At 65.1% G+C, this 15,454-nt stretch carries 14 protein-coding genes; 11 read left to right on the top strand and 3 right to left on the bottom strand.

The features are described from left to right. The first annotated feature begins 185 nt into the window (after positions 1–185). Genes F1609_RS12505 through cobA form a run of 6 tightly spaced genes read left to right on the top strand, consistent with a single transcriptional unit; the run spans position 186 to position 6,314 of the window. Complete coding sequence (locus F1609_RS12505; RefSeq protein WP_167076774.1) at positions 186–1,874, top strand: nitrite/sulfite reductase; 1,689 nt, start codon at positions 186–188, stop codon at positions 1,872–1,874. Further along, complete coding sequence (locus F1609_RS12510; RefSeq protein WP_167076775.1) at positions 1,867–2,448, top strand: DUF934 domain-containing protein; 582 nt, start codon at positions 1,867–1,869, stop codon at positions 2,446–2,448. Before F1609_RS12505 ends, F1609_RS12510 begins: the two co-directional genes overlap by 8 nt. 8 nt (positions 2,449–2,456) lie before the next feature. Then, a complete protein-coding gene (locus tag F1609_RS12515; protein ID WP_167076776.1) occupies positions 2,457–3,191 on the top strand; it encodes a phosphoadenylyl-sulfate reductase in 735 nt (244 codons plus the stop codon). A 44-nt stretch (positions 3,192–3,235) separates the two neighbouring features. Beyond that, a complete protein-coding gene (gene cysD / locus F1609_RS12520; RefSeq protein ID WP_167076777.1) occupies positions 3,236–4,174 on the top strand; it encodes a sulfate adenylyltransferase subunit CysD in 939 nt (312 codons plus the stop codon). Further along, positions 4,174–5,493, top strand: a complete 1,320-nt coding sequence (locus tag F1609_RS12525) for a sulfate adenylyltransferase subunit 1 (RefSeq protein WP_167076778.1) — start codon at positions 4,174–4,176, stop codon at positions 5,491–5,493. The genes cysD and F1609_RS12525 overlap by 1 nt, the downstream gene beginning before the upstream one ends. Before the next feature lie 53 nt (positions 5,494–5,546). Continuing rightward, complete coding sequence (gene cobA, locus F1609_RS12530; RefSeq protein WP_167076779.1) at positions 5,547–6,314, top strand: uroporphyrinogen-III C-methyltransferase; 768 nt, start codon at positions 5,547–5,549, stop codon at positions 6,312–6,314. 21 nt (positions 6,315–6,335) lie between these two features. On the opposite strand, the gene F1609_RS12535 is transcribed toward cobA, so the two are convergent. The 3 genes from F1609_RS12535 to F1609_RS12545 all read right to left on the bottom strand — a co-directional run bounded on the left by F1609_RS12535 (position 6,336) and on the right by F1609_RS12545 (position 11,061). Continuing rightward, on the bottom strand, positions 6,336–6,779 hold the full coding sequence (locus tag F1609_RS12535) for a hypothetical protein (RefSeq protein WP_167076780.1): 444 nt from the start codon (positions 6,777–6,779) through the stop codon (positions 6,336–6,338). 138 nt (positions 6,780–6,917) lie between these two features. Then, complete coding sequence (locus F1609_RS12540; RefSeq protein WP_229421854.1) at positions 6,918–8,498, bottom strand: phytase; 1,581 nt, start codon at positions 8,496–8,498, stop codon at positions 6,918–6,920. Between the two features lie 7 nt (positions 8,499–8,505). Then, complete coding sequence (locus F1609_RS12545) at positions 8,506–11,061, bottom strand: TonB-dependent receptor (protein WP_167076782.1); 2,556 nt, start codon at positions 11,059–11,061, stop codon at positions 8,506–8,508. 284 nt (positions 11,062–11,345) lie between these two features. Between F1609_RS12545 and F1609_RS12550 the strand changes: the two genes are divergently transcribed. The 5 genes from F1609_RS12550 to F1609_RS12570 all read left to right on the top strand — a co-directional run bounded on the left by F1609_RS12550 (position 11,346) and on the right by F1609_RS12570 (position 15,446). After that, positions 11,346–12,272 carry a diguanylate cyclase domain-containing protein gene (locus F1609_RS12550; protein ID WP_167076783.1) on the top strand — a complete coding sequence of 309 codons (927 nt, stop codon included), beginning with the start codon at positions 11,346–11,348 and terminating at the stop codon, positions 12,270–12,272. A 7-nt stretch (positions 12,273–12,279) separates the two neighbouring features. Further along, the gene (locus tag F1609_RS12555) at positions 12,280–13,338 is read left to right on the top strand and encodes an AraC family transcriptional regulator (protein WP_229421855.1); all 1,059 of its coding nucleotides are present in this window, start codon (positions 12,280–12,282) and stop codon (positions 13,336–13,338) included. Positions 13,339–13,371: 33 nt separating this feature from the next. Beyond that, a complete protein-coding gene (gene hemP / locus F1609_RS12560; protein ID WP_099881501.1) occupies positions 13,372–13,548 on the top strand; it encodes a hemin uptake protein HemP in 177 nt (58 codons plus the stop codon). Positions 13,549–13,617: 69 nt separating this feature from the next. Then, complete coding sequence (locus tag F1609_RS12565) at positions 13,618–13,950, top strand: hypothetical protein (protein ID WP_229421856.1); 333 nt, start codon at positions 13,618–13,620, stop codon at positions 13,948–13,950. 476 nt (positions 13,951–14,426) lie between these two features. Beyond that, on the top strand, positions 14,427–15,446 hold the full coding sequence (locus tag F1609_RS12570; RefSeq protein ID WP_187363009.1) for a LacI family DNA-binding transcriptional regulator: 1,020 nt from the start codon (positions 14,427–14,429) through the stop codon (positions 15,444–15,446). Positions 15,447–15,454: the final 8 nt, after the last annotated feature.

Consider the following 15,454-nt stretch of genomic DNA (forward strand, 5'->3'; position numbering starts at 1 on the left):
ACTCAAAATAAATATCTACCAGCATTTTATAAGAATGCTTATGCCGGATACGCATATAAGCAAATAAATTCTTAGTCCTTTGGAATAAAGGACGAGTTTATTACTATTAGGGCTAGTTTGGGGACAGTCTCACGCCCTTGCCCCCGAAGAAGCCCGACCGGCACCTAAAATATTCAGGATGACATATGTACCGTTACGACCAATACGACCACCTCATTGTCAGGGAGCGCATCGCGCAATACCGCAGCCAGGTGGAGCGCCGCCTCAGCGATGAGCTGACCGAAGCCGAATTCGTGCCGCTGCGCCTGCAAAATGGCCTTTACATGCAGCGCCACGCCTACATGCTGCGCATCGCCGTGCCGTACGGCTTGCTGTCCTCAGCCCAGATGCGCATGTTCGGCCACATCGCCCGCAAGTACGACCGCGGCTACGGCCACTTCACGACGCGCCAGAACATCCAGTTCAACTGGATCGAGCTGGAACAGACGCCCGACATCCTGACGGACCTGGCCTCGGTCGAGATGCACGCCATCCAGACCTCGGGCAACTGCATCCGCAACATCACTTCCGACGAATACGCCGGCGTGGCGGCGGACGAGATCATCGACCCGCGCCCGTACGCCGAAGTACTGCGCCAGTGGAGCACCTTCCACCCCGAATTCGCGGCCCTGCCGCGCAAGTTCAAGGTCGCCATCAACGGCGCCGTGGAAGACCGCGCCGCCATCGCGGTGCACGACATCGGCCTGACAGTCGTACGTAGCGACGACGGCGAGATCGGCTTCAAGGTCATGGTCGGCGGCGGCATGGGCCGCACCCCGATCCTGGGCAGCGTGGTGCGCGAGTTCCTGCCGTGGCGTCACATGCTGACCTACATCGAAGCGGTCATGCGCGTCTATAACAGCTACGGCCGGCGCGACAACAAGTACAAGGCGCGCATCAAGATCCTGTTGAAAGCCATGGGCGCCGAAGAATTCACGCGCCAGGTCGAACAAGAATGGCTCGACCTGAAAGACAGCGCATCGACCCTGACCGATGAAGAAATGGCGCGCGTGGCGGCCTACTTCACGCCGGCCGCCTACGAGACGCTGCCGAACATCGACACCCGTGCGGAACACGCCGACAACAAGGCCTTCGGCAACTGGCTGACCCGTAACGTCAAGCCGCACAAGGTGCCCGGCTATGCCATCGTGCTGCTGTCGCTGAAAAAGACCGGCGTGCCGCCGGGCGACGCCACCGCGACCCAGATCGACTTCGTGGCCGACCTGGCCGACCGCTACAGCTTCGGCGAACTGCGCGTGACGCACGAGCAGAACCTGGTGCTGGCCGACGTCAAACAGTCGGCCCTGTTCGCACTGTGGCAGGAAGCCAAGGCGCACGGCCTGGCAACGCCAAATATCGGCCTGTTGACCGACATTATCTGCTGCCCAGGCGGCGACTTCTGCTCGCTGGCGAATGCCAAGTCGATCCCGATCGCCGCCGCGATTGCGGAGCGCTTCGATGACATCGACTACCAGCACGACATCGGCGAAATCGAACTCAATATCTCGGGCTGCATCAACGCCTGCGGCCACCACCACGTCGGCTCGATCGGCGTGCTGGGTGTGGACAAGGATGGCAGCGAGTGGTACCAGGTCTCGATCGGCGGCGCGCAGGGTAACAACGCGGCCATCGGCAAGATCATCGGACCGTCGTTTTCGGCGCTGCAAATGCCGGAGGTGATCGACCGCCTGCTGCAGGTGTACGTGCGCGAACGCCATGAAGATGAACGCTTCGTCGACACCGCCCAGCGCCTGGGTGTCGCCCCGTTCAAGGAACATGTGTATGCCACGCCGATCAAGGCGGGCGAACTGGTTGGAGAAGACCACTATGCTTGAGTCGCACAAAGAAATCATCAAACAGCGCGCGGTCGTCGCCGACGACTGGAGCGTGCTGCGCCTGGCCGTTGCCGACCTTGAAGCCGGCATCGTCGCCGAAGCACCGGACGCAGTCGTGGTCCCGCAAGGTAAAGTCATCGTGCCGCTGACGGTATGGCAGGCGCAGCGCGACTCCTTGGGGTCGCGCACCGAGATCGGCGTCTGGCTCGCACCCGACGAACGCGCCGAATCGCTCAAGGGCGATCTGGACAAATTTGCGGTGGTCGCCATCGACTTCCCCAAGTTCACCGATGGCCGCGGCTACTCGACCGCCTTCAACCTGCGCATGCGCATGGAGTACAAGGGCGAACTGCGCGCCATCGGCGACGTGCTGCGCGACCAGCTGTTCCAGATGCAGCGCTGCGGCTTCGACGCCTATGCCACGCGCCCGGACCGCAACATCCACGACGCGCTCAAGGGCCTGACCGACTTCTCCGAGGTATACCAGGCTTCGGTCGACGTCAAGGCGCCGCTGTTCCGCCGTCACGAACGCGACGTGCGCATCGACAGCAGCGACGTCGGCTACGGCATCTGAGGCCGATCATGACCGACACCGCCGCACCCAACTCCCTGGTTGCCCTCATCGCCGGCACCCGCGCCACATTGGCCCGCATCGCCGCGGAATACTCGCCGGCGGTGTTCGCCTCCAGCCTGGCCGCCGAAGACATGGTCCTGACCGACTTGATCCTCAAGGCGAACCTGCCGATCGGGATCTTCTCGCTCGAAACCGGCCGCCTGCATCCGGAAACGCTGGCGGTGCTGGACCAGGTCAAGGCCACCTACGGCTACGATATCGCGCTGTTCAAACCGCAGCCGGACGCGGTGGACGCATATGTGTCGCAGCACGGCCTGAACGCCTTTTACGAGAGCGTGGACATGCGGCGCGAGTGCTGCCGCATCCGCAAGGTCGAGCCGCTCGGGCGCGCCCTTGCCGGCAACAAGGCCTGGGTGACCGGCCAGCGCCGTTCGCAATCGAGCACGCGCGCCCAGCTCGACATCCAGGAAGACGACGCCGCGCACGGCATGGCCAAGTTCAATCCGCTGGCCGACTGGTCCGAAACCGATGTCTGGAACTACATCCGCGATAACAAGGTGCCGTACAACGCGCTGCACGACCAGGGCTTCCCGTCGATCGGCTGCGCGCCCTGCACGCGCGCGGTGCAGCCGGGCGAAGACGTGCGCGCCGGCCGCTGGTGGTGGGAAAACCCGGACTCCAAGGAATGCGGCCTGCACATGGTCGATGGAAAACTGATTCGCATTAAATCCGTGGCTGCTTGAGGCTCACCCCTTAGCCACAACAAAAAAACAAAGGCCTAGCCACCATGACTACACTGACCGACACCCCGCGCGTACTGACCGACGTCAATGCGCGCCACCTGGATGCGCTCGAATCGGAAGCGATCCACATCCTGCGCGAAGTCGCCGCCGAATGCGCCAACCCCGCCCTCCTGTTCTCGGGCGGGAAGGACTCGGTCGTGCTGCTGCGCCTCGCCGAAAAGGCCTTCCGTCCGGGTAAATTCCCGTTCCCGCTGGTGCACATCGACACCGGCCACAATTTCGCCGAAGTGATCACCTTCCGCGACGCCCGCGTGGCCGAGTTGAAAGAGCGCCTGATCGTCGGCAGCGTCGAAGACTCGATCAAGCGCGGCACCGTGCGCCTGCGTAACCCGCAGACCGACTCGCGCAACGCGGCGCAAGCGGTGACCTTGCTCGAAACGATCGCCGAACACAAATTCGACGCCTGCATCGGCGGCGCGCGGCGCGACGAAGAAAAAGCGCGCGCCAAGGAACGCATCTTCTCCTTCCGCGACGAATTCGGCCAGTGGGACCCGAAAGGCCAGCGCCCGGAACTGTGGGACCTGTATAACACCCGCGTACACCCGGGCGAAAACATGCGCGTGTTCCCGATCTCGAACTGGACCGAACTCGATGTATGGCTTTACATCCAGCGCGAAAAACTGGCCCTGCCGCCGATCTACTTCGCGCACGAGCGCCAGGTCATTCCGCGCAACGGCCTCTTGGTGCCGCTGACCGACCTGACCCCGGCGCGCGATGGCGAAACCGTCGAAACCCAGGTGGTGCGCTTCCGCACCGTGGGCGACATTTCGTGCACCTGCCCGGTGTCGTCGGACGCATCGACGGTCGAAGCGATCATCGCCGAAACCGCCATTACCCAGATCACCGAACGGGGCGCGACCCGGATGGACGACCAGACCTCCGAAGCCTCGATGGAAAAACGCAAGAAAGCAGGATACTTCTGATGAACGCCCGAATTGACAATCATAGCGACACCCCGACCGAACGCGGTCTGCTGCGCTTCATCACTGCCGGTTCCGTCGACGACGGTAAAAGCACCCTGATCGGGCGCCTGCTGTTCGACAGCAAAGGCATCTTCGCCGACCAGTTAGATGCCATGTCGCGCTCGAAGCACAAGCGCACCGTGGGCGACGCGGTCGACCTGTCGCTGCTGACCGACGGCCTGGAAGCCGAACGCGAACAGGGCATCACGATCGACGTGGCCTACCGCTACTTCGCCACGCCCAAGCGCAAGTTCATCATCGCCGACACCCCGGGCCACGAGCAGTACACCCGCAACATGGTGACCGGCGCCTCGACCGCCGACGCCGTGATCATCCTGATCGACGTCTCCAAGGTCAAGCTGCGTGAAGACGGCGGCGTGGACCTCTTGATCCAGACCAAGCGCCACTCGACCATCGCCCACCTGCTGCAGATCGAGCACGTGGTCGTCGCCGTCAACAAGATGGACCTGGTGAACTACGACCAGGCCGTGTACGACCGCATCGTCAAGGCCTACAAGGAGTTCGCCGCGACCCTGGGCCTGACCGACATCACGCCGATTCCGCTATCCGCCCTGACCGGCGACAACGTGGTCGAGCCGAGCGAAAAAATGGGCTGGTACCAGGGTCCGACCCTGATCTCGCTGCTGGAGTCGCTCTCGGTCTACGACGAATCGCACGCGGCCCCATTCCGCTTCCCGGTGCAACTGGTGGCGCGCCACAACGGCCACGAAGCGAACGACTTCCGCGGCTACATGGGCCGCATCGAAGCGGGCATGGTCAAGGTGGGCGACAAGCTGGTGGTCCAGCCTTCGGGCCAGAGCGCCACCGTCAAGGACATCCTGACCCTGGAAGGCTCGCACCAGTCGGCCGTGGTGGGCCAGTCGATCACCCTGCTGCTCAATGAATACCTGGACATCTCGCGCGGCGACCTGCTGGCCGGCGCCGACCAGCCCGCGACCCTGCTCAAGACGCTCAAGGCGGACGTGTGCTGGATGTCGGACGAGCCGCTCGACATGCGCCGCAAGTACTGGATCAAGCATGGCACCAAGCAGACCTCGGCCAAGATCACCGGCATCGACACTCTGCTCGACATCAATACGCAACAGCGCCACGCGGCTGACGGGTTGAAGCTGAACGACATCGCGCGCATCGGCCTGACCGTGCAGCAGCCGCTGGCGGCGGACGCCTATGCCGACATCCGCGCAACGGGCGCCTTCATTCTGATCGATGAAGTTACTCACCAGACGGTTGCCGCTGGTATGATCCGGCTGGACGCGTAAGTCATCAACCGCCAGCGCGCTTGTCAGCCGCCCGCCAGCAAAAGGAACACAGCATGTCAGCACTCGGAAAAGTCTATCTGATCGGCGCCGGCCCCGGCGCCCAGGACCTCATCACCCTGCGCGGCGCGCGCCTGCTGGCGCAGGCCGACGTGGTGCTGCATGACGCCCTCGTGACCGACGAGATGCTGGCACTGTGTCCGCAGGCCGTCAAGATCGCGGTGGGCAAGCGCTGCGGCCAGTTGTCGACGGCGCAAGCCTTCATCAACAAGCAGCTGGTCGACAGCGCGCATAAATACGCGCTGGTGGTGCGCCTGAAAGGCGGCGACCCGATGCTGTTCGGGCGCGCCGACGAAGAATTGCGCGCGTTGGAAGAAGCCGGCATCGAGGTTGACGTCGTGCCGGGCATTACCACGGCGGTGGCGGCGGCGGCGGCAACCAGGCAGCCGCTGACCAAGCGCGGCGTGGCGCGCAGCGTGGCGTTTTTCACGTCCAGCACCGCGCCAGAACTGGAAGGCCAGACCGCCATTCCCGATACCGACACCCTGGTGCAGTACATGGGCGGGCGCGAAGCGATCGTGACAGCCCAGCGCCTGCTGGACCAGGGCCGCAGGCCGGATACGCCGGTGGTGGTGATTGAAAATTGCAGCCGCCCGGAACAGCGCATCATGCGCCTGACCCTGGCGACGCTGGCGCACGGCCTCGGGCCCGCGCACGGCCCGGTGCTGGTGATGCTGGGCGACGCCATGAAGCTGCGCGACAGCCAGCCGATCGACACCGTGCAAGACGGCGATCGCCTGGATGGGGCGCAGTTAAGCGCCTGAGCACCTGAACATCCGAGGCAACTAAGCGCTTGAGCGCTTGCAGGCAGGCGCCGATTGCGCGCCTGCCTGCGGTTCCATGGCGTCGATTTCCCATTGCAGCTTGTCGGCTGCGGCATAGGTTTTTTCGGCGATGGCCGACAGGCGGTTGAAAGCGCGCTGCAAGCGCGGCGAGCTGCCTGGCCCGCCGAGCGAATACAGCTGGCTGCGCACGCTGCGGATATCTTCCTTTAATGACTTGAGCGCTTCGCGCAGGCTGGCGTCGGCGTCGAGCGGTTCGTCGAGGCCCGCTTCCATGCGCTTGCGCAGCATGTCGATCTTGTATCCCATTCCCGCCAGGCGGTCGGCCAGGCGGTCAAGGCGCATGGCGGCGCGGCGTTCGTTGCCCAGTGCGATGAGCGAATTGCGGCCGTTGCGGGCGATCAGTGAAACTTCGCGGAGCAGCAGCTTCAGGAATGTGCTGAGCATGATGGGTACCGGAGAGAGTAAGAGAGTCAAGAAATTTTGAGCGCAAACGCCAGCCCAGTCAAACCCTGCACACGCTTGTCACTGATCCAGAACAAACCAAGCGCAAATTCCTGCCTCCCTCGTTCCCGCCGCCAGCATTCAGAGTTTCAATGCCTTCGCAACATCCTCCCAACGCACATACTTGAAGTTCTGCGGCCCGTCCGGCATGCGCTTGTATCCATCCTGAATCACCAGCATGCCTTGCGCATACGGCCCGCCCAGGTTCTTCGAGGTCACATCGAGTCCATCGGTGTCGGACGTGCCATCGATTCCCTCCGCCAGGTTGAAGCCCACCTTGAAACGCCCGCGCACCTTGTACGGGGCGAGCGCATCGAGCACCACATAACTGCTGTCGCCCTGGCTCGACACGATCAGGTAGGCGCCCTTCGCGCCTTCGTAAATCGCCATCCCCTCCACATCCGCATGCAGATCGCGGCCCACGCCAAGCACCATCTTGCGCACCGCCGGCTGGTCGCCCCGCGCCGCCAGGGTCCACACGCCGCGCTTTTCCTCGCCGATGAACAAACGTTCGTTGCGGTCGTCGGCGACGCAGCCTTCCGGCTGGCTGTCGACCCTGAACTCGCGCGCCAGTGTGCTGTTCCACGCCTCGCCGCTGCGGGCGATGCGGAACTGGCGGAACGCCCCGCCCTTGTCATTGACGATCACCTCCAGAGCACCACTGCGCGGCTGGAACAGGCAGATACCGTACACCTCCGGAAGACCGGTTGCAAAGCGCGCCAGCTCGGCCACCTTGCCGTCCGCGTCGAAGCCGAACAGCACCACGCTGTTGTCGTCGCGCTGGCTGGCCACGGCCAGATCGAACGGTTTGCCATCCATGTTCACACCCTGGCGCAGGTCCACGTTATTGAGGCGGCCCACATCCAGGAACTGCTGCTGCTTGCCCTGCAGGTCGTACACCATCAGTCCCTGCTTCTTGTTCGTGCCCAGCACCCGCGAGCGGGTCGCGTCAGTCGGATGCACCCAGATCGCCGGATCGTCCGCCACGTCTCCAAGGCGCGCCACCGGCATGGTCTGCGCGCGCGGCTCGACCACCACCGCCCTTGATGCCGCCGGAGCGGCCGGCAGGCGGCTACCTACCTTGAGCAGACGGCGCGCCGGCGCCGCCTCGCTGTTGGCCTCATAGGCCCAGGTGCCGACGCCCTCCTCGTTCGCATACAGCGTGTGGCGCGCGTCGTCCACCTTGCACTGGCCGGCGTCCGGCGGCATGCTCAACCGGCGCACCAGTTGCGGCGTGGCGCCGTGCATCAACCACTGCTCCGCCTGGCCATCCTTGGCGGCGACGAACAGGAAGTCCAGTCCCTGCTGGTCGCGGAACAGGCACAGGCCTTCCAGGCCGAACGGCTGCTGCGGCAAAGGCGCCATCCGTACCAGCTCGCCGCGCCGCAGGTCGACCCGGATCGGCAGCGCATGCTGGGTGTCTGAGTCGAGCACCACGGCGATGCCGCTGCCCTTGATAGCGCGTACGTCGAGCTGCTTGGCGCGCATCGGCAGGCGCGCCAGCTCCTTGCCGGCGGCGTCGGTCAGCTGCAAGCCGTGCTTGTCGAGCGAGAGAGCGCCGCCGCCATCGAGGGCGATGCGGTCGGAGGCGTGCGCGGCATGACCGGCTGTAGCGGCCAGGATGCACAGCAAAGCGGCTGCGCGGGTAATCTGTTTTTGCATGCTCATATCAGAAAAAATTCGCTTTCAGGCTCAGTTTGAAGGTACGGCCGTACTGCTCGTACTGGACGTTATACGGTTTGCTGCCCTGGTACACATAATAGGTTTCATTATTCAGGTTGATGCCCTCGAAAACGAGCTGCACACGCTTGCTGATCTGGTAGCCGAGCGAAAAATCGACCTGGCGCTGGGCGTCCACGTAGCGGTCTTGCGAGGCGTCGAGCAGGTCGTCGGCCACTTCGAGCAGGTACGAAGACTTGTGATTGAGCGCCAGGCGGGTGCTGAGCGGACCGCTTTCGTAGCCGAGCATCAGGTTGACGATCTGCCTGGACTGCCCCGGCAGGCGGATCTGGCGCGTCAGCTGGCCGCCGCTGGCCTTGTCGAAGCGGCCGATGGTCGCCCTGGCGTCGTTGAAGCTGGCGTTGGCGCCGACGATCAAGCCGTTCCACGGCGCCGGCAGCATGCGCAGCGACTGCGAATACGACAGCTCCAGCCCGCGCACGCGCGCCTTGTCGCCATTGGCGTAGCTGGTGGCGGTGGTGTAGCCGGCCCACGCCCCGCTGCCCGCCAGATCGGTGGTGTAGGTAAAGTTCTTGATGTCCTTCGAGTACAGGTAGGCCGACACGGCGCCGTCCGCGCCGAGCATGCGCTCGATGCCCAGGTCCAGGTTCGACGCTTCCAGCGGCTTCAGGTCCGGGTTGCCGATCACCGCTTCGGTATTGCTGGCCAGGCTCACACCCGGCGCCAGCTGGCTGAAGTTGGCCCGTACCACCGCGTTGGTCCAGGCGGCGCGCACGCTGGTCTGTTTGTCGATATCGAAGCGTGCCTGCAGGTTCGGCAGCCAGTTCGAATACGATTTGCTGCGGGCGAGCGGCGCCAGGCCATCTTCCGACACCTGCTGGCCGCGCGCGGCAAAGCTGGTGCGTTCGTGGCGCATGCCGGCCAGCAGGCGCCAGCGCCCGATATCGGCGCCGGCCTGCAGATAGGCGCTGTTGATGTCCTCGTCCATGCTGAAGTCGTCCAGGTTCGATTCCTCGGTCAGCCTGGCGCCGGCGCGGCCGAGCCCCGCCACGCGCGCGCGGATCGCGCTCGCATTCAGGCCCGGTCCCAGGTTGGCGAACGGGTAGTCGAGCGCGCCCTGGGTGAAGCCGGCCATCGCCGTGCTGCCCGCGCCCCAGTAATTGCCGCTGGTCGCTTTGCTGCTGGTGTAGCCCCATTGTTCGGTGTCGTTTTCCTTGGTGCGGCGGCTGATCTTGACGCCGCCCTTGATGTCCGCCTCGGTCTGGCCCAGCGCCAGGCTGCGGCCCAGGTCGACCTTGACGTGACGCTCGGCGTCGGCGCTGTCGCGCGCCTGCAGGGTGATCCCCTGGAGATTGTAGCTGGCCGCGTCGGACAGACTGGCGGGGCCGGTCAGGCGCGGCACGTCGGTACCCGAAAAACGCAGCCCGGCCACGTTGGACGAGGCGCGGAAGCGCCCATCGTTGATGCTCTCGGGCGTGTCTTCGGTGGCGCGGCTGGCGCCGCCCGATGCGGCCAGTTTCCAGTCGCCCAAGCGCGCTTCGCCGCCGGTGACCGCCGACGTGATGCGCTGGGTGTACTTGCGCTGGCGCAGGCGCCGTTCGGCGCGGGCGGTAAAGGGCGTGTCCGGCGCGACGTCGTCGCCCTTGATATTGCTGATCGACAGACGGTCGCGCACTTCATCGTCGGAGAACTCGCTCACGAAGGTGCGCAGGTACAGCGACTGGCCGGCCTGCGGGCGGTAGTCGAGGTTCAGCGCCAGCGCGCGCCGTTCGCGCTCGGGCAGGTAATTGCGCATCTCCATGCCGGACAGCTTGCCCTCGTTCCAGGCGCCGCCGGTTTCCACGTTATCGGAACCGAACTTGCGGCGCTCGCCGCTGATGCCGGCCGCCACACCGAGTTTGCCGTCCAAAAAGCGGTCGGACCACAAGGCGCCCGCGTTCGGGCTGGTCTTGCCGGTATTCTGGTCGCGGCTCGCGCCTGCGTGGAACGACAGCGCGCTGCCGGGCAGGTCGAAGGCCGACAGCGACCTGACGTCGACCGAGCCGCCGAGCGAATTGGCATCCTGGTCGGGCATGAGCGTCTTGGACACTTCCAGCGAGCGAATCAGGCCGGCCGGCAGCACGTCGAGGGCGACCGCGCGGCGGCCCGCTTCCGGCGACGGCACCGAAGCGCCGTTGATGGTGACGGCGTTGTAGTCGGGACCCATGCCGCGCACCACGATGTAGCGGCCTTCGCCCTGGTCGCGCTGCACCGCCACGCCAGGCAGGCGGGCCAGCGCCTCGGCGGCGTTCTTGTCCGGCAGGCCGCCGATATCGTCGCTGCTGACGATGCTGACGATGTTATCGGCCTTCTGCTGCGCCGCCAGCGCGCGCTTCATGCTCGAACGCTGGCCGGCGATGACGACCGTCTCGGATGCAATAGCGGTCGCCTCGCTTGAGCCGGCGGCGATGTCGGCTGCGCTGGCGGCGCTTGCGCCCAGTTGCAGGATGCCGAAGGCAATGAGGGACAGGCGCGGAAGACGCTGTTGTTGTTTAACGCTGTTCATGGGTTCGCCGTTGGATGGGTGAAAAACAGGGCGAAGTCTAGAGGCCGATTATGTCCATCTCGTGACAGGCACAGGGCCAGCAAGGGCGTTACGGCCTTTTACGGCAGCCGGTGAGCTGAAATGCCCCCCGGTGCCGCCCCACCCCGGTGCCAGGTCTGACATGGGGTGAGCCGATCGGACTGGCGGCGCTGCGCTGTTTGCACCCCCGCCTGTCATCGTCCTGTCACGCGCGCGGGCTAGTATCGGAACGTATCACCCTCATGCAAGGCTTTGGCCTTTCGCCCATGCTCCACTCACACCGCACTGCGCTCATCCTGGCCTCGCTGGCCCTTCTCGCCTGCTTTTTCCTGTATGCGTTCGCCGGCGTGCCCAAGCCAGCGGCCGACTGGAAGTGGATCGATATCGCCAGCGAGGCGAGCATGGCCCTCATGGCCGGCGTGTGGTTCGTGCTGGTACTGAGCTCGCGCCCGCCGGGGCGCGTGACGGCGCTGCTGGCCGCCGGCCTGGCCGGCCTGATGCTGGGCGCGGCTGCCGACTGCCTCGACGAATTCTTCAGCGTCCCCAAAGGCCAGCTGTGGAACCACGTGATCGAGAGCGGCGTGACGCTGGCGGGCATGGCCGCCCTCACCTGCGGCCTGCTCGACTGGCGGCGCGAACAATTCATGATGAGCGAGCACCTGCACAAGCGCGAGCGCCTGTTCCGCGACCACCGCTCTTTTGACGCGCTCACCCAGGTGGGCGACGCCGACTACCTGCGCGCGCAGCTGCGCATCGAGCACGAACGCGGCACCGGCCCGGATTGTTCGCTGCTGATGGTCGATATCGACAGCTTCCACCTGATTAACCGCGCCCACGGCCAGCGCGAAGGCGACCGCCTGCTGCAGGCGGTGACGCATACCCTGCTGCTCAACCTGCGCCGCACCGACCTGTTGTGCCGCTATGCGGGCGACCGCTTCGCGATCCTGCTGCCGGCCACCGATGGCGATACCGCGCGCGCGCTGGCCGAGCAGTTGCGGCGCGCCGTGGCGACCCTGCGCCATCACACCCACGCCAGCGGCGAGGCGCTGCAGGTGACGGTGCGCTACGCGGTGCGCCATGTGGATATCGAGCCGCGCCAGCTGCTCAAGGAAATCAACCGCGCCCTGGAACGGCGCATGCCGCAACCCGCCCCTGGCGCGGAGGATGCCAACAGTTTCGCCGCGCCCGCGTGAGCCGCTGTTGAGCCGCCTTCTGCAAGCGGGCGACCCCTGCATCGTGGCGCAGCACCAGCCGGCGCTGGTGCTCGACTACGCGCGTAGCCGCGAACTGGCAGCGCGCGCGATCCTGGCCGGCACCGGCATGGACGACCTGCAGGCGCCCGATGCGCAGCAGGCGATTACCCCCACCGAATATCTGCAACTGCTGGCCAATGTGGCGGCCGGCCTGAAAAGCCCGGAAACCAGTTTCATGCTGGGCCAGCAAATGCTGCCCGGGCATTTCGGCGCCCTGAGCCACGCGCTGATGCAGGCCCACAGCCTGCGCGAGGCGATCGCGCTGCTGGTGCGCTTCCAGATGCAGCTGTGCCCTTTGCTGGCGCCGCGCTTTTGCGAAGAAGGCGCTCTGGCCGTGTTGTACTGGACCGACAGTTTCGGCGCCGGCGCGCAGCGCGGCTTTCTGGTGGAGATGCACATGACCGCCATGACAGCCATGTGCCGCTGGCTGGGCGGCGAGCGCCTGCCGTGGCGCTACTGCTTCAACCGCACCCCGCCGCGCTACACCGAGCAGCACGAGGTGCACCTGGGCGAGCAGCTGCGTTTTCACTGTCACCTCGACGCCATGCTGATCGACGCGGCCTGGCTGGACCGCCCCTGGCCGCGCGCCAACGCGATGGCGGCGGCGGTGGCGCGGCGCGCTGTCGACGCCGCGCATGCCGCAGGCAGCCAGCGCAGCCTGCTGTGCGCCCTCTACGATTATCTGCTGGAGCACATCCGCAACGCCCCCACCCTGGAACAGTGCGCGATCGAGTTCGGCGTCAGCCCGGCCACCCTGAAACGCCACCTGGCGCGCCACGGCAGCCATTTCCAGGCCGAGCTCGACCAGGTGCGCGCGCACGTCGCCCTGCACCTGTTCCATGGCGGACGCCACGACAACGATGCGGTGGCGCGCCATCTCGGATTTCATGACGCGAACAATTTCCGAAGATCATTTAAACGTTGGACCGGCATGACACCCATGCTGTTAAGACAAGGCCTTCAAGCTTATCGCTTGCAATCGGGAGACACATCGGCCATAATCTAAATGAGAATTGTTCTCATTCACTGAAAGGCAGCGATGAATACCACCCAACAACCCGTGCGCGCGATTCCGGCGCCTGTCGCACCTGCGCTTCCGCTGCGCGTCAACAGCCAGGAACTGCTGCGCCAGGGCAAATCGATCCAGATCGAACATGACGGCAAAATCTACGAATTGCGGGTCACCCGGCTCAATAAACTGATCCTGACCGCCTGAACCACCAACCCCCAGCCAGCCAGCGTTGCACCCGCGAGCCAGCCACCCCATTTTGACAGGAGCAACGCAATGGCTATCGCTATCGATATGGCAGGACCCGCAGTTACCGCACCGGCCGGCACGCCGCCCCAGCCCGAACTGCTGGTCTCAGCCGCGCTGCACCTGATGTCCCACTACAGCGCCAACGCGGCGCAGGCCGGGCCGTGCCTGAAGCTGGCGTCGGTGATCGAGCGCCACCTGAAAGCGCTGGCCAGCCACGGCGACCTCAATCCCGTGCTGCGCGCCACCTGCCAGCAGTTGTCGGAACAGTGGGCCGCGGTGGTCGACCAGGCGCTGCCGCGCCCGTCGCGCCCGACCCTGTTCAAGCGCTTCGTGGGCGGGACGCGCCAGCCGACGCGCTAGAGTGTGTCTGACTGAGTTGCGCGAGTCAGTTCTATTTTGATAGCGTTGATAGGTCGCTCCCGCCAAGCGGGCCGCCGAGGCCGGGAACGACGAAACAAGTGCGGATCTCGCTACCATTCAGCCAGACACACGCTAAGGGGCGCACCAGGCCGATCCGGATGTTTGCAGGCCAGCGCTGCGCCCTGCTTCTGAACAGGCCGGAAAACAGCCACGCCCCGCTTGGCGTGAGCGCGGCATAGACGATCTACTCCAGCCAGCCGGCCACTGCGCCAGCGCCACCCGCGTGCCGCCTTGGGCGCGGAACGCGACATTTGCCCGGGCCGTCCGGCAGCACCGACCCCACAGCATCGCCATTGAAAACGTTTTCAAAATGGCTGTACCTGTGTACACTCTGGCCGGCTGTTTATGTCGTGGGTTGTTCCAGTTATGGTAATCTCGCGGTGACAGCCGTTCCGCACCCTACCAGGACCCATCCCTTGACCGACCACGACAACGCTGCCCCGCCCTCCACCCTGATCGACGTCGCGCGTCACGCCGGCGTCTCGCCCAGCACCGTATCGCGCATCCTGAACGGCACTGCCAAAGTCTCGGACGACAAGCGCGCCGCCGTCATGGCCGCGATCGAGAAGATGCACTTCGCGCCGAACCAGATGGCGCAAGGCCTCAAGAAGGGGCGCTCGATGACCATCGGGATCGTGGTGCAGGATATCTCGAGCCCGTTTTTCGACGAAACCCTGCGCGGTGTCGACGATGGCTTGAAGGGTACAGGTTACGCGTCGGTGATCGTCTCCGGCCACTGGAACGCGGTCGAGGAGACGGAACGCATCCGCCTTCTGCTGGCGCGCAAGGTTGACGGCATCATCGTGCTCTCCGGCCACCTGCCGGACGACACCATCTTGCAGTTCGCCAGCCAGCGTCCGATCGTCTCCACGGGGCGCGACATGCACACCAAAAGCGCGCTCGGTTTCAAGCTCGATAACGAAAACGGCGCCTTCATGGCGGTGCGCCACCTGGTCGAACTGGGGCACCGCCGCATCGCTTTCGTTACCGGTCCATCGCACCACCGCGATGCCGACGAACGCCTGGTCGGCTACAAGCGCGCCCTGGCCGAATCCGATCTGGAGTATGACGAGAAGCTGGTGGTGGGCGGCGACTTCCACGAATCCGGCGGCCTCTTGGCGGTGTACCACCTGTTCGAGACCAACCAGCAGTTCACGGCGGTGTTCGCGGCCAATGACCTGAGCGCGTATGGGGTGCGACTGTGCCTGTACCGCAAGGGCATCCGGGTGCCGGACGATATTTCCCTGGTCGGCTTCGATGACTTGCCGGGGTCGTCCTACACCACGCCGCCGCTGACCACCATTCGCCAGCCCTTGTACGACATGGGCCGCATCGCCACCAACGCGCTGCTGGCACTGATCAACGGCGAACCGGTGATGGCGCAGATCCCGCCGCTCGAACTGGTGGTGCGCGAAACCACGCGCCGGGTGCGTTAAAGGCGTCT

Source organism: Massilia aquatica, from assembly GCF_011682045.1.
In the GTDB taxonomy this organism is placed as follows: Bacteria; Pseudomonadota; Gammaproteobacteria; order Burkholderiales; family Burkholderiaceae_D; genus Telluria_A; species Telluria_A aquatica.

Bases quoted from the DNA above. Each gene is read 5' to 3' on its own strand.
- F1609_RS12505 (WP_167076774.1), top strand. From the start codon at position 186: ATGTACCGTTACGACCAATACGACCACCTCATTGTCAGGGAGCGCATC.
- F1609_RS12510 (WP_167076775.1), top strand. From the start codon at position 1,867: ATGCTTGAGTCGCACAAAGAAATCATCAAACAGCGCGCGGTCGTCGCC.
- F1609_RS12515 (WP_167076776.1), top strand. From the start codon at position 2,457: ATGACCGACACCGCCGCACCCAACTCCCTGGTTGCCCTCATCGCCGGC.
- cysD (WP_167076777.1), top strand. From the start codon at position 3,236: ATGACTACACTGACCGACACCCCGCGCGTACTGACCGACGTCAATGCG.
- F1609_RS12525 (WP_167076778.1), top strand. From the start codon at position 4,174: ATGAACGCCCGAATTGACAATCATAGCGACACCCCGACCGAACGCGGT.
- cobA (WP_167076779.1), top strand. From the start codon at position 5,547: ATGTCAGCACTCGGAAAAGTCTATCTGATCGGCGCCGGCCCCGGCGCC.
- F1609_RS12535 (WP_167076780.1), bottom strand. From the start codon at position 6,779: ATGCTCAGCACATTCCTGAAGCTGCTGCTCCGCGAAGTTTCACTGATC.
- F1609_RS12540 (WP_229421854.1), bottom strand. From the start codon at position 8,498: ATGCAAAAACAGATTACCCGCGCAGCCGCTTTGCTGTGCATCCTGGCC.
- F1609_RS12545 (WP_167076782.1), bottom strand. From the start codon at position 11,061: ATGAACAGCGTTAAACAACAACAGCGTCTTCCGCGCCTGTCCCTCATT.
- F1609_RS12550 (WP_167076783.1), top strand. From the start codon at position 11,346: ATGCTCCACTCACACCGCACTGCGCTCATCCTGGCCTCGCTGGCCCTT.
- hemP (WP_099881501.1), top strand. From the start codon at position 13,372: ATGAATACCACCCAACAACCCGTGCGCGCGATTCCGGCGCCTGTCGCA.
- F1609_RS12565 (WP_229421856.1), top strand. From the start codon at position 13,618: ATGGCTATCGCTATCGATATGGCAGGACCCGCAGTTACCGCACCGGCC.